Origin of the sequence: Bradyrhizobium guangdongense, from assembly GCF_004114975.1 — a bacterium.
In the GTDB taxonomy this organism is placed as follows: domain Bacteria; phylum Pseudomonadota; class Alphaproteobacteria; order Rhizobiales; family Xanthobacteraceae; genus Bradyrhizobium; species Bradyrhizobium guangdongense.
Genome location: NZ_CP030051.1, coordinates 3,148,060 through 3,160,384, shown reverse-complemented (window position 1 = coordinate 3,160,384; position 12,325 = coordinate 3,148,060). Strand labels below are relative to the sequence as shown.

General features: G+C 64.2%; 13 protein-coding genes. 5 read left to right on the top strand and 8 right to left on the bottom strand.

The features are described 5' to 3' along the window. Window positions 1–13: 13 nt before the first annotated feature. The 7 genes from cynS to X265_RS14900 form a co-directional block, all read right to left on the bottom strand. Complete coding sequence (gene cynS, locus X265_RS14930; RefSeq protein ID WP_128965502.1) at window positions 14–496, bottom strand: cyanase; 483 nt, start codon at window positions 494–496, stop codon at window positions 14–16. A gap of 15 nt (window positions 497–511) precedes the next feature. Continuing rightward, entirely contained in the window at window positions 512–1,432 is a 921-nt protein-coding gene (locus X265_RS14925) for an ABC transporter ATP-binding protein (RefSeq protein ID WP_128965501.1), read from the bottom strand. Between the two features lie 6 nt (window positions 1,433–1,438). Beyond that, on the bottom strand, window positions 1,439–2,278 hold the full coding sequence (ntrB, locus tag X265_RS14920; RefSeq protein ID WP_128965500.1) for a nitrate ABC transporter permease: 840 nt from the start codon (window positions 2,276–2,278) through the stop codon (window positions 1,439–1,441). A 4-nt stretch (window positions 2,279–2,282) separates the two neighbouring features. Next, a complete protein-coding gene (locus X265_RS14915) occupies window positions 2,283–3,662 on the bottom strand; it encodes a CmpA/NrtA family ABC transporter substrate-binding protein (RefSeq protein ID WP_128965499.1) in 1,380 nt (459 codons plus the stop codon). 119 nt (window positions 3,663–3,781) lie between these two features. After that, complete coding sequence (locus tag X265_RS14910; protein ID WP_128965498.1) at window positions 3,782–4,660, bottom strand: sulfurtransferase; 879 nt, start codon at window positions 4,658–4,660, stop codon at window positions 3,782–3,784. Window positions 4,661–4,711: 51 nt separating this feature from the next. Continuing rightward, on the bottom strand, window positions 4,712–5,845 hold the full coding sequence (locus X265_RS14905) for an acyl-CoA dehydrogenase family protein (protein ID WP_164938593.1): 1,134 nt from the start codon (window positions 5,843–5,845) through the stop codon (window positions 4,712–4,714). Between the two features lie 37 nt (window positions 5,846–5,882). Further along, window positions 5,883–6,425, bottom strand: coding sequence for an OsmC family protein (locus X265_RS14900; RefSeq protein ID WP_128965496.1), 543 nt, complete (start codon window positions 6,423–6,425; stop codon window positions 5,883–5,885). Between the two features lie 247 nt (window positions 6,426–6,672). On the opposite strand from X265_RS14900, the gene X265_RS14895 reads away from it, so the two are divergent. Continuing rightward, window positions 6,673–7,317 (top strand): TetR/AcrR family transcriptional regulator, encoded by a 645-nt coding sequence (locus X265_RS14895; protein WP_128965495.1) that lies wholly within the window; start codon window positions 6,673–6,675, stop codon window positions 7,315–7,317. Between the two features lie 120 nt (window positions 7,318–7,437). Here the strand turns inward: X265_RS14895 and X265_RS14890 are convergent, their stop codons facing one another. Next, window positions 7,438–8,982 carry a bifunctional AfsR/SARP family transcriptional regulator/alpha/beta hydrolase gene (locus tag X265_RS14890; protein ID WP_128965494.1) on the bottom strand — a complete coding sequence of 515 codons (1,545 nt, stop codon included), beginning with the start codon at window positions 8,980–8,982 and terminating at the stop codon, window positions 7,438–7,440. Between the two features lie 136 nt (window positions 8,983–9,118). On the opposite strand from X265_RS14890, the gene mddA reads away from it, so the two are divergent. Genes mddA through X265_RS14870 form a run of 4 tightly spaced genes read left to right on the top strand, consistent with a single transcriptional unit; the run spans window position 9,119 to window position 12,316 of the window. Next, a complete protein-coding gene (gene mddA / locus X265_RS14885) occupies window positions 9,119–9,889 on the top strand; it encodes a methanethiol S-methyltransferase (protein WP_128965493.1) in 771 nt (256 codons plus the stop codon). Continuing rightward, window positions 9,886–10,557 (top strand): helix-turn-helix transcriptional regulator, encoded by a 672-nt coding sequence (locus X265_RS14880; RefSeq protein ID WP_128965492.1) that lies wholly within the window; start codon window positions 9,886–9,888, stop codon window positions 10,555–10,557. The genes mddA and X265_RS14880 overlap by 4 nt, the downstream gene beginning before the upstream one ends. Further along, window positions 10,554–11,531, top strand: a complete 978-nt coding sequence (locus X265_RS14875) for an NADPH:quinone oxidoreductase family protein (RefSeq protein ID WP_128965491.1) — start codon at window positions 10,554–10,556, stop codon at window positions 11,529–11,531. Before X265_RS14880 ends, X265_RS14875 begins: the two co-directional genes overlap by 4 nt. A gap of 35 nt (window positions 11,532–11,566) precedes the next feature. Next, complete coding sequence (locus tag X265_RS14870) at window positions 11,567–12,316, top strand: hotdog family protein (protein WP_128965490.1); 750 nt, start codon at window positions 11,567–11,569, stop codon at window positions 12,314–12,316. Window positions 12,317–12,325: the final 9 nt, after the last annotated feature.

Here is a 12,325-nt window from a genome sequence, read left to right as displayed (position 1 = left end):
ATGACGGAAGGTCTCAGCCTTCCTTAAATCCATACTCCGGCACATTGCCGCTGGCGCCGTAATATTTGTACGGCAGGAATTTGCCCGACATGGTGATCTTGACGCGATCGCCCTTCGGGTTCGGCAGACGTTCCATCACCATGTCGAAGTCGATCGCCGACATGATGCCGTCGCCATATTCCTCCTCGATCAACGCCTTCCACGCCGGGCCGTTGACCATGACCAGTTCGTAGAAGCGATAGATCAGGGGATCGGTCGGCGGCATCGGCATGCCGCGCATCGGGGTCTCGTTCAGCATCGCAACTTCGGCCTTCGACAGGCCGAACAATTCGCCGGCGTTCGCCGCCTGCGGCTTGGTCAACTTCATCTGGCCGAGGATCGCGCCTGTGATCAGCACCTCGGAATAGCCGCCGATCTTCTCGCAGATGTATTTCCAGCTCCAGCCCTTCTCGCGCTTGATGTCGAGCAGCTTCTCGGTGAGGTCTTCGCGTTTCATGTTGGCGTCTCCTTGTCAGGCACTCAATCCGGGATTGGTCCCGGATATCCAGGTCGGTCGCGGCTCTTCGCCGCTCGATGCGATCGCAAGGCCGGGCTTGCCGATGTGAACAATCGGCACGTTGCGGGGATCGTGATGCGGCGTCTCGGCGGCAAAGGTCTTGCTGCGAGTCACCAGGAAATCGACGATGTGGTTGCGCAGCGCATAGTACAGCGGATGGCGGTGCAGATCGGTGCGGCCGCGATCCCTCGGCAGGGGATTTTCGACGATCTCGGCTAGCACGGCGCCGGGACCGTTGGTCATCAGGAAAATCTTGTCCGCGAGGTAAATCGCCTCGTCCACGTCGTGGGTGATCATGAACGCGGTCTGCCCGGTCTCGAGACAGATCCGCCGCACCTCGTCCTGGAGCGTGCCGCGCGTCAGCGCATCCAGCGCCGAGAACGGCTCGTCCATCAGCATCATCTTCGGCGTGATCGACAGCGCCCGCGCAATGCCGACCCGTTGTTTCATGCCGCCCGACAGCTCCGACGGCCGCTTGTGTTCGGAGCCGGTGAGGCCAACGAGATCGATGAAGCTTTGCGCATGCGCCCTCACCTTGGCACGATCCCAGCTCCGCCATTTCGAGCTGACCGCATAGCTCACATTGCCGAGCACGGTGCGCCAGGGCAGCAGCGCATGGCTCTGGAAGATCACGGCACGGTCGAGGCTGGTACCCGAAATCGCCCGGCCATCGACGATGACGGCGCCTTCGCTCGGCTCATCGAGGCCGGCGAGGATGTTGAGCACCGTCGTCTTGCCGCAGCCGGAATGGCCGATCACACAGGCGAACTCGCCGCGCGCCATCGACAGCCAGAGATTCTCGAAGATTGTCGTCGTACCGCTCGCGCCGGAATAGCGCTTCGCGATACCTTCGATCGAGACGAACTTGCCGGTCATCGCGCCCTACTCCGGAAACCTGACCATGCGCGTGAAGCGCGCGAGGATCTGGTCGAGCAGCATGCCGACGATGCCGATCAGCAGGATCGCGATAATCACGTTGGTGATCGAAAGGTTGTTCCACTCGTTCCAGACGAAGTAGCCGATACCGGTGCCGCCGACGAGCATCTCGGCGGCGACGATCACGAGCCAGGCGATGCCGATCGAGATCCGCATGCCGGTCAAGATCGTCGGCGCCGCCGCTGGCAGGATCACGGTGAAGGCGCGCCTGAAGGTGCCGACCTCCAGCGTCCGCGCCACGTTGATCCATTCCTTGCGAACGCTGGCGACACCAAAGACGGTGTTGAGCAGCATCGGCCAGATCGAGCAGATGAAGATGACGAAGATCGCGGAGATCGAGGAATCCTTGATGGTGTAGAGCGCGAGCGGCATCCAGGCCAGCGGCGAGATCGGCTTGAGCACCTGGATGAAGGGATCGAGCGCTTTGCTGAGCAGCGGCGACATGCCGATCAGAAAACCGAGCGGGATCGCGACCAGCACCGCCAGCAGATAGCCGGTGCCGACGCGGGCGATCGAATAGGCAAGCTGGATGCCGAGCCCCTTGTCGTTCGGCCCGTTGTCGTAGAACGGCTTCCTCAAATGCTCCCACAGCTTGGCACCGACATCGAGCGGGCCGGGCATGGCGGATTTGCCCTGCGTCGCGGTCAGGCCCATCAGCTTGGCATATTCCGGGCTCATCGTGGCCACGGGCCCTGCCGAGCGCGTCGCAAGATGCCAGATGCCGAGAAAGGCAGCGAGCAGCGCGATCGAGACGAGGCCGGCCCGGAGGCGAAAGGAGGAGTTCATTGCCTCAGGACGCCTTCCTGATCTTGAAGCTCGCGACGTAATCCTCCGGCTTGGCCGGATCGAAGGTCTTACCCATCACCGCGAACGATTTGTAGGCGCTCGCAGGCGGCGACAGGCCCATCTCGGTCATCAGCTTCTTGGTGTCGGTCGCCAGATAGACTTGCTCGGCGACCGCCTTGTAATCGACATCGCCCTTGATCTGGCCCCAGCGCTTCATCTGCGTCAGCATCCAGACCGCAAAAGACTGCCAGGGGAACGGATCGAAATCGACGCGCTTGGCGTCGGTCTTCACGCCGCCGAGACCATCGGCATAGGTGCCGGTCAGTACCTGCTCGAGCACCGTCACCGGCGCGTTGATGTAATTGGCGGGCGCGATCGCTTCCGCGATCTGCTTGCGGTTCTCCGCCTTCGAGGCATAGGCGGTGGCATCGACGATGGAGCGAGTCAGCGCGGCAAAGCTGTTCGGCGCCGTGGTGATGAACTCGCGGCTCGCGGCAAAGCTGCAGCAGGGATGACCGTCCCAGATCTCCTTCGAAAGCAGATGCATGAAGCCGACGCCGTCATAGATCGCACGCTGGCAGATGTTGTCGGGGGCGAGGAAGCCGTCGATGTTGTCGGCGCGGAGGTTCGCCACCATTTCCGGCGGCGGCACAGATCGCAGCTGCACGTCGGTGTCAGGATCGAGACCGGCTTCCGCGAGATAATAGCGTAAGAGGTAATTGTGCATGGAATAGTCGAAGGGGATCGCGAACTTCAACCCCTTCCAGTCCTTGGGATCGCGCTTATCCTTGTGCTTGGTCGCCAGCACGATGCCCTGTCCGTTGATGTTCTCGATCGCGGGCACTGTGAACGGAATGGCGTTGGCCCCGAGGCCAAGCGAGATCGCGATCGGCATCGGCGCCAGCATGTGCGCGGCGTCGTATTCCTTGTTGATGGTCTTGTCGCGGATCACGGCCCAACCGGCGGTCTTGACCACGTCGACATTGAGGCCGTGCTTGGCATAGAAGCCCAGCGGCGCCGCCATGATGATCGGCGTCGCGCAGGTGATCGGGATGAAGCCGACCTTGAGGTCCTTCTTTTCCGGCGCACCGGTATCGGCGAACAGGTCGGTCGCCGTCTTGAGCGGGAAGAATTGCGAGAGCGCCGCAAGCGCGGTCGATGCGCCCACCGATTTCAGAAACGCGCGCCGAGCCATGTCCTGCGGAAACATCGCGCGCATCACGGCGGAGGCAACCACGCCCTCGTAACGCTTCTCCTCGCTCTCGACAGGCTCGCAGCGTAGCGCCGCCGCCTGGTCGTGCTCCGCCGCGGATTGGTGCAGGCCACAACTGCAACCACGCTGAAGATCGCGGTCGGCATCCAAGGGATCGTCGAAAATGGACATGCTGCTGCGCCCCTTTGTCACATCCGAGCGGCGTGCTTCGCTGGCCGCCGCGTCGGCTCAAAATTCCATCGTGGTCCGGCTGCACCTTGTGCAACCGGGCCACGGGAAACATGCAGGTTCTATGCCGCTTTGCCTGTTACCTGGGCAGCCACCGGCAGCCCCTGCTCGATCGGCAGCGACGGATCGCGCGACCATTCGTTCCAGGAGCCGAAATACATCCGCACGTCCTTCACGCCGGCGTTCTTGAGCGCGAGGAAGGTGTTGGAGGCGCGCGCGCCCTTGAAGCAGTAGAGATAAACCGGCGTCGTCGGCGAGATGCCGACGGTGGCGCATTCCGCCAGGATCTCGTCCTTGGACTTGAAGCGCGGGCCCTCGGCGGTCGGCTTCATCATGCGGTACCATTCGAGCCAGACGGCGCCGGGGATGCGGCCCTTGCGCGGGCAGAAATCCTTGCCGTACGGCGAGGAGCTGTCGCCGATCCACTCGTCGACGTCGCGGACGTCGAGGATGGCGATGCCGGGCTTGCCGACCGCCGCGAGCATGGTCTTGGCGTCGATCAGGATGTCGCCCGCCTCGGGCACGATGGCGAACGAGGCCTTGGCCGGTGTCGGAACATCCTTGGTCACAGGGAAGCCCGCGCCCGACCAGGCCTCGAAGCCGCCATGCAGCACCTTCACCTTGGGGTAGCCGAGCATGGTGAGCAGGTAATAGCCGCGGCAGGACTGGCCGAAGCCGGAATTCATCGACTGCTCGTAGATCACCGCCGTCTCCTTGCCGGAGAGACCGGCCGCGCCGAAGGCGTCGGCAAACTTCGTCTTCAGCTCGCTGATGCCCTCCGGCGTCGAGGTCGCCAGGAAGGTGAAGATCTCGTGCACGTTGACGGCACCCGGAAGGTGTCCGGCGGCGTAGGCGTCGGGATTACGGGTGTCGATCACGACACAGGGCTCTAGCTTCAAGAGATCGGCGAGTTCGACGGCAGTGATCAGAACGTCAGTCATGGCAGCCTCTCCGTTGAGGTTGGGGGTCTTTCGGGGGTGGACTCGCAAAGATCAGGAATCGGCGAGCATCTTGCGCAGCTGCTTGGTGGCAGGCGTGACGATCGCGACGAAATAGGCCTCGCGCAGCCGACGCTGCGCGCGGTGGCTCTTGAGATAGCCGCGTGCGCCACAATGCAGCATCGCTGCATGGGCCGCCGCGACGCTGGCTTCGCCGGCACGAAGACGGAGCGCAATCACCTTGCGCCAATAGGTCTCCTCTTCATTGTAGGGGTCGCGCGCCAGTGCCATGGTCTCGGCCTCGAGCTCGCTCGCGAGATCGCGGAAGTGCACCGGCTGCTGCGGCAGATAGCGGTTGATGTGGCCGAGCGGATTGCCGACCTCGTCCATGATGTTGATGCAGTCCCTGATGAGGCCGAGTGCCATGCCGGCCTGGAGCAGGATGAAACCGGCGCGGATCTTCTTGACGAAAGGTTCGGCGGGATCCGCCAAGATCAATTCATCCGGTACGAACACCTCGCGAAACTGCACGCCGTAGGTTCCGGTGCCGTCCATGGCGAGAAACGGCTTGCACGGTGTCAACGTAATCGCGGGGTCCGAGCAGTCGGCCAGGAACATGACAGTCCGGGGCCCGCCGCTTGCGGTGCCCTTGTCGTCCTCACGCTCGAAGATCGTGCCGAAATAATGGCCCGGCCCGAGATTGGAGACCCAGGGCAGCGCACCGCGCACGATGTAGCCGCCCTCGACCTTGCGCCCTTTCAATTTCAGTTTCTCGATGCCGAAGAAGCTCTTCATCGGATTGGAGAGCCCGGTGCCGCCGAGCACGCGGCCGGTCGAGAAGGCATCGCCAAAGCGCTTGGCGAGCTTCACGTTGGTCGAGTTGGCGGCGTACCAGACCAGCGTGTTCTGGCACCAGGCCATGAAGGCCGTGCTGCCGCAGACTTCGCCGATCGCCGCCATCGCCTGGATGGCGCAGCGCAAATCCGCAGGTCCCTCCTGAGGCACGTGACTGCTCCAGGCGCCGACCGCGCCGAATGCACGCAGCACCTCGGCCGGATAGACCGTGCCGTCGTCGATACCGGCGGCGAGCGGCGCGAGTTGCTCGCGTGCGATCCGCGCCACCTCGCCCGCAATGGACGGTGCGGGCTGATCCATAACTTCGGTTCGAGATAAAGCCAGTGAACCCATGATCGTCTTCCGCACCTGATGTCCTGTTGCCGTGAGCCTAGATGCCGACCTCGAGATTGACCGGGCGGGTGAAGGTGTTGGCGACCGGCGACCACTTCTTCACATGGGCGACCAGCGCGTTGATGTCGTCCGACGAGATGCCCTCGCATTCCATGTCCACCTTGACGCGGACATCGGTGAAGCCGACCGGCTTGTCGGAGACGTCGCCGGTGCCCCAGACCGCGGTGATGTTGAGGTCGCCCTCGAGCTCCAGCTCGAGCTTGTTGACGGTCCAGCCGCGATGCACGGCGTTGGCGTGCAGGCCGACGGCGAGGCACGAGCCGAGCGCGGCGAGCGAAGCCTCCGATGGATTGGGCGCGGTATCGTCACCCAGGAGGCCCGGCGGCTCGTCGACGATGTAGGGCGGCAGGTTGCGGATGTAGTTGGCGTGGCGGAATTTGCCTTCCGCGACCGTCTTGCATTTCAAGGTCTTGACGACCTTCGGATTGGCCTTGCCGCTCGCGATCAGTTGCTCGAGGCCATTCTTGTCGATGGGCGCGAGGCAACCCGTCAGCACTGTCTTTTGAACGACGGCAGTCATTATCTTCTCCCTGGCAGAAGTTGGAAATCGGCAGGATACCGAACGGTCTGTTTCCTTGCACGGAGCGTGCCAGAGCCGCTCGAAATCGAAAAACCAGACATTGGAGCCGCTTAGCCTCGCCTGCCCACGGCTTGACCGGCTGCGCTTTGCTCAAAGGCGATGCAAATGCGCATCCCCATGCGAATCTTTTCGGCGCCGAACAGATGCGTCTTGCTGATGCGACCTGCCTGCAGGTAAGTTTGCAATCATGGCAAAAGCTGCATCGAAGAAGAATTCCAGTTCGCCCCACGCCGGCGCAGGCGACGACGAGTCCGCGCGCGGGCGCCTGCTCAGTGCGGCCTCGCATCTGTTCTGCAAGAACGGCATCAACGCCACCGGCATCGATGCGATCATCGAGGAAGCCGGCACCGCCAAGACCACGCTCTATAAGTTGTTCGGCTCCAAGACCAATCTGGTCAACGCCGTGCTGGAGAGCGAAGGCAGGCAGTGGCGCGAATGGTTCATCGGCGCCATGGAGCAAGGCGGCGGCGATGCGCAGGCGAAACTCACGCGCATCTTCCCTGCGCTGAAGAGCTGGTTTGCCGAAGAGCGCTTCTACGGCTGCCCCTTCATCAACGCCGTCGGCGAGCATGACAAAGACGCCAAGCAATTCCGCACCATCGCGCTCAAGCACAAGAAGATCGTGCTCGGCCACATCGAAAAACTCGCCGGCGAGCTCGGCTCGACCGATCCCGCCGTGCTCGCGCACCAGCTCGGCCTCATCATCGATGGTGCGATCGTGGCCGCGATGATCTCGCGCGATCCGGGCGTCGCCGACACCGCAGCTCTCACGGCCGGCCCCCTGCTCAGCCAGAGCAAGGCGAAGAAGAAGCGCGAGTTGGAGGCGGTGTGATCTTGCACCGGTCCGGTAGGGTGGGCAAAGGCGCGCAGCGCCGTGCCCACGAACTTCATAGGTTGATCTCGAACGGCACGGTGGGCCACGCTTCGCTTTGCCACCCTACGAGACCGAGCCCTATCGCTTCATTTCTTCCGTAAACCGCCCGATCGCCTCCAGCACCGGTTGCTGATCGCCGGCAAAGAACCAGTGATCGTCGCCATCGAGCTCGACGAATCGCGCGCCGGGAATCCGGCTCGCGACGTCGCGGCCGGCCGCGATCCGAACCGCCTTGTCGCCGCGCCGGTGCAGCACCAGCGTCGGTACCGTGATTTGCGGCAGCAGGTGCCGCACGTCGGCGTCGCGAAACGCGCCCAGCACGGCCGAGATGCCGCCGGGACTGGAGGCTGCGCGCAGCAACCCCGCCCACCAGGCGCGCGCCTGCGGATCCTCGGCAAGGCTCGGCGCAAAAACTTCGATCCCGACCGGGCCGCCCCATTGCGTGACGAGATGCTTGCTCCACGCATCGTACTGGCCGGCACGCAGCGCATGCGGGTAGTCCCCAGCCCAGCAGCCTTTTGCCAATGCGCCGAACAGAATGAGACCGGCGACGCGGCGCGGCTCATCGACCGCGAACTTGACGCAAGCCGGCCCACACTCGGAGGCACCGAACAGCACGACACGGCGCGACTCCGCCGCCTGCAGCACGGTGCCGATATCCTCGGCGGTGACGTCGATATCGGGAGCTGACCCGACACGGTCGGACAACCCGATGCCGCGGCGATCGAACACGATCAGGCGACCGAGCTTCATCAGTGAGGCCAGGAATTTGCGGCTGGCGGGATGCTCCCAGGCGCGCTCCACATGCGAGACGAAGCCCGGCATGACCAGGATATCGAGCGAGCCGCTGCCATAGGTCTGATAGGCCAGATGCACGCCCGAGCCCTTGACGTACCGCGTCGTCGGCACAGCCGGCGGCGCCGCAGCGGGACTCATCAGCGCCTCGGTCTCGGCCTCCGGCGCTACGTCGAGCTCGTCGCGCAGCCGCTGCGTCAGCGCGGCGTGGTGCCGCTCCGCCGCCCTGCGATCGCCTGACAGCAGCAGGCTGCGGATCAGATGCCGGCCGTAGACTTCGCTGAGCGGATCGAGCTCGACCAGCCTGCGCGCATGCGTGATCGCAGCAACATGATCGCCGGCGGCATTCTTGTCCTGCACCAGCCGCTCCAGCGCATGCACGAGCCGCCCGCGCAGCGCCTCGCGGCGAAAGAACGCCCAATCGTCGAACTCGGGCGCGTCCTCCGGCGAGAAGCCCGCGAGGAAGTCGCTACGGTAGATCTGACAGGCTTCCTCGAACGCGCCGCGGTCGCAGGCGCTCTCGAACAGATGCGTATCTAGCGTCAGCTCGACCGCCGGAGACCAGCGCATGCTGGTGCGGTCGGTCTCGAACACCGGCTCGCCAAGCGCGAGCTCGATCCGATGAAGCAGCCGCCGCAAGCGCGCCAGACCGGTCTCGCGGTCAGTCTCGGGCCACAACTGCGTGGCCATCACGTCCCGGGCGACGGCGCTTTTGGCCTCCGCAAGATAGACCAGCAGCGCAAGCCCCTTGCGCAGGGCCAGCTTGACCGGGCGGCCGTCGGCATGGACCTCTGGGAACCCGAACGCCGCAAGCGAGAAAGCCGTCATGGAATCCTTCCTCCACTCGGGGGACGCACAGGGGACGGTCGAACAATAGTCCTTACGCCAGATCGAGCCCGTTCGCCTGCGAACGATTCAGGCTCTTGCATGCGGCACCGCTGCATCCGGCACAATAGGAAAAAACATGGTCTCGCGCGTCCTGATCCTGCTCTACGCACTCGTAAGTTACGCTCTGTTCACGCTCTCGTTTCTCTATGCGCTCGGTTTCGTCGGCAATTATGTCGTGCCGAAGTCGATCGACGTCGGCACCTCCTCGAATTTGGGCGAGGCCGTCATCGTCAACCTCTTGCTGATGAGCCTGTTTGCCCTCCAGCACAGCGTGATGGCGCGCCCGGCTTTCAAGCGTTGGTCGGCCAAACTCCTTCCCGCGGCCTGCCAGCGCAGCACCTATGTGCTGCTCTCCAGCCTGATCCTGCTCCTGCTGTTCTGGCAATGGCGTCCGATCCCGATTGTGATCTGGCAGACTGAAGGCCTTGCAGCCGGGCTGCTGACCTCAGTGCATTGGCTCGGCTGGTTGATCGCATTCGCCTCGACCCACATGATCGATCATTTCGATCTGTTCGGCCTGCGCCAGGCGTTCGTCGCCTGGCGCGGAGTCGAGATGCCGGCTCAATCCTTCCGGACACCCCTGCTTTACAAGCTCGTCCGGCATCCCATCATGCTTGGCTTTCTGCTCGCGTTCTGGGCGACGCCCGAGATGACGATCGGCCATCTGTTGTTCGCGCTCGCCAACACCGCCTACATCCTGGTCGCTTTGCAGTTCGAGGAGCGCGACCTGATCGCGGTGTTCGGCACCGCCTACCAGGACTATCGCCGCCGCGTTCCCATGCTACTGCCGGGTCCGTTTGTTCGCCGCCAGACCGAAGATCGCCAGCCCATCGGATCGCCCCAATGAACGCGCTCTTCCCTCTCCCCCTGCTGTCCGTGGACGCGGCAACGTTCGCCGATATGCTCGATGGGCTCGAATTCGGCACGTATCTCGTTGACGCACATGCGCGGCTCCTTCACGCCAACGCGGCCGGGCGGGCCATTCTCGCGACCTGCAACGTCCTGCTCGATATCCGCGGCCAGCTGATGGCCTGCGATCCCGCCGTCAGTCAGACATTGCGGCAGGTCCTGGCGCCGATTGGCGGCGGCGACGCTTACCCGGGCGCTATCGCCATCCCGATGAGCGGGCTGGACGGGGATCGCTACATCGCCCATGTGCTGCCGCTGCGATCAGCCCCGCATCAATGCGCGGGTGCCGCTGGCACAGCCGTGGCCGCGTTGTTCGTTCGCAAGGCGGCGCTGGCGATCCCCACCCGCTCGGATGCGCTCCGCCGCGCGTTCAAGCTGACCACAACCGAGCTGCGCGTGCTGCTCGCGATCGTGGAGCTCGGAGGCGTTCCGCAAGTAGCCCGCGGGCTCGGCGTCGCCTGTTCGACGGTCAAGACGCATCTCCGTCGCTTGTTCGAGAAGACCGGCGCCACGCGGCAGGCCGATTTCGTCAAGCTCGTGGCGGGATACGCGACGCCGCTGAGTGACCGGCGAGAAAGTCCGCCATGCCATGGAGCGCCACGATGAAAGCAGTTCTCTGCCACGCGTTCACAGGTCCTGCGGATTTGTGCGTCGGCGAGATCGAGGTGCCCCGGCCCGCCGGCAACGAGATCCTCATCGAGGTCCATGCGGCTTCGGTGAGCTTCATGGATCAGTTGATGGTCTCGGGCCTCTACCAGATGCGGCCGTCGCTGCCCTTCGTGCCAGGCACGGAAGCGGCCGGTGTCGTGATCGCCGTCGGCGAGCGAGTCACAACATTCGCCCCGGGTGATCGCGTGGCGTGCAGCAGCTGGACCGGCGCCTACGCCGAACGGATGATCGCAAAGGAATCCAAGAGCGTGCGTCTGCCTGACGGTGTCGCGTTCGAGACGGCGGCGACCGTGCTGCACGTCTACGGTACCGCCTATTATGCACTGGTCGAGCGCGCCCGCGCGAAAGCCGATGAAACCCTGTTCGTCACGGGCGCGGCCGGCGGCGTCGGGCTCGCCGCCGTTGATCTCGCTCGCCATCTCGGCCTGCGCATCGTCGCCGGTGTCGGCTCCGACGACAAGGCCGCACTGGTGCGACGCTATGGCGCCAGCGAGGTCGTCAATTACCGCAGCGAGGATCTGCGCGACCGGATCAAGTCGATCACCTCAGGCCAGGGCATCGATATCGGCTTCGACAATGTCGGAGGGACTATCCTCGAGCAGATGGCCCGGTTGATGAACTGGGGCGGGCGGCTGATGCCGATCGGCTTCACCAGCGGCGTGATTCCACAGATTCCGATGAACCTGCCGCTGCTGAAGAACTACGCCATCATCGGCGTCTTCGTCGGCGCCTGGGCCGAGAAATTTCCCGACGAGGCCGCGCGCATGAACGACACCCTGATGCAATTGCTGGCCGAAGGAGCAATCCGCCCGCACATCGGTCGCGTCCTCCCTTTGGAGGAGGCAAGTGAAGCCATGCGCGCCATGGCCAATCGGACGGTTCAGGGAAGAATCGTGCTTAAGATCCGATAGAGTGCGCGAGGACAGGCAAGAGAGGAAGGCAAGACTTGACCGAAATCATCATCGACAAGCGCTATTGCGGTCCGCCGAACTCCGGCAACGGCGGCTATGTTTGCGGTCGGCTGGCCCAGCACATTCCCGGAGGCGCCGAGGTGACGTTGCGCGCACCGCCGCCCCTGGACACGCCGCTCGCGACAACCGCAACCGACGAAGGAACATGGGAGCTTCGCGACGGCGCCAAACTCGTTGCGACCGGACGCGCGATGAGTGTCGAGCTTGCGCGACTGGAAAAGGCCAGCTTCGAGGAAGCCTGCGCCGCCGAATTGCTGACCCCGATGAAGCCGCACGAGCATCCGCTGCCGACCTGCTTCGTCTGCGGCCCCGCAAGGGCCGAGGGCGACGGCCTGCGCATTTTCGCCGGCCCGCTCGGACGACACCCACACACGCCCGTGCTCGCAGCGAGTTGGATTCCGGACCCCAATCTCGCCGCCGGGGACGGACTGGTCGCGCCGGAATTCCTCTGGTCTGCGCTCGATTGTCCCACCGGCTTCGCCTGCAATTGCGATCCGCAGAGCAGCGTTGTCGACCGAACCCCGCTCCTGCTCGGGCGAATGTCAGCGCGGATCGAAGCCCGCCCGCGCCCCGGCGACCGCTGCATCATCACCACCTGGCCCACCGGCCGCGACGGCCGCAAGCGCACCGCCGAGGCCGCGCTGCATGACGAAGCAGGAAGGTTGCTGGCCGTGGCGAAGACGACATGGATCGCGGTCGACCGCGACGTGCAGCTCGGGCGATAGGTGACGGTC

Excerpts from the sequence above, each read along its gene's own strand:
- cynS (WP_128965502.1), bottom strand. The coding sequence starts at position 496 with ATGAAACGCGAAGACCTCACCGAGAAGCTGCTCGACATCAAGCGCGAG.
- X265_RS14925 (WP_128965501.1), bottom strand. The coding sequence starts at position 1,432 with ATGACCGGCAAGTTCGTCTCGATCGAAGGTATCGCGAAGCGCTATTCC.
- ntrB (WP_128965500.1), bottom strand. The coding sequence starts at position 2,278 with ATGAACTCCTCCTTTCGCCTCCGGGCCGGCCTCGTCTCGATCGCGCTG.
- X265_RS14915 (WP_128965499.1), bottom strand. The coding sequence starts at position 3,662 with ATGTCCATTTTCGACGATCCCTTGGATGCCGACCGCGATCTTCAGCGT.
- X265_RS14910 (WP_128965498.1), bottom strand. The coding sequence starts at position 4,660 with ATGACTGACGTTCTGATCACTGCCGTCGAACTCGCCGATCTCTTGAAG.
- X265_RS14905 (WP_164938593.1), bottom strand. The coding sequence starts at position 5,845 with ATGGGTTCACTGGCTTTATCTCGAACCGAAGTTATGGATCAGCCCGCA.
- X265_RS14900 (WP_128965496.1), bottom strand. The coding sequence starts at position 6,425 with ATGACTGCCGTCGTTCAAAAGACAGTGCTGACGGGTTGCCTCGCGCCC.
- X265_RS14895 (WP_128965495.1), top strand. The coding sequence starts at position 6,673 with ATGGCAAAAGCTGCATCGAAGAAGAATTCCAGTTCGCCCCACGCCGGC.
- X265_RS14890 (WP_128965494.1), bottom strand. The coding sequence starts at position 8,982 with ATGACGGCTTTCTCGCTTGCGGCGTTCGGGTTCCCAGAGGTCCATGCC.
- mddA (WP_128965493.1), top strand. The coding sequence starts at position 9,119 with ATGGTCTCGCGCGTCCTGATCCTGCTCTACGCACTCGTAAGTTACGCT.
- X265_RS14880 (WP_128965492.1), top strand. The coding sequence starts at position 9,886 with ATGAACGCGCTCTTCCCTCTCCCCCTGCTGTCCGTGGACGCGGCAACG.
- X265_RS14875 (WP_128965491.1), top strand. The coding sequence starts at position 10,554 with ATGAAAGCAGTTCTCTGCCACGCGTTCACAGGTCCTGCGGATTTGTGC.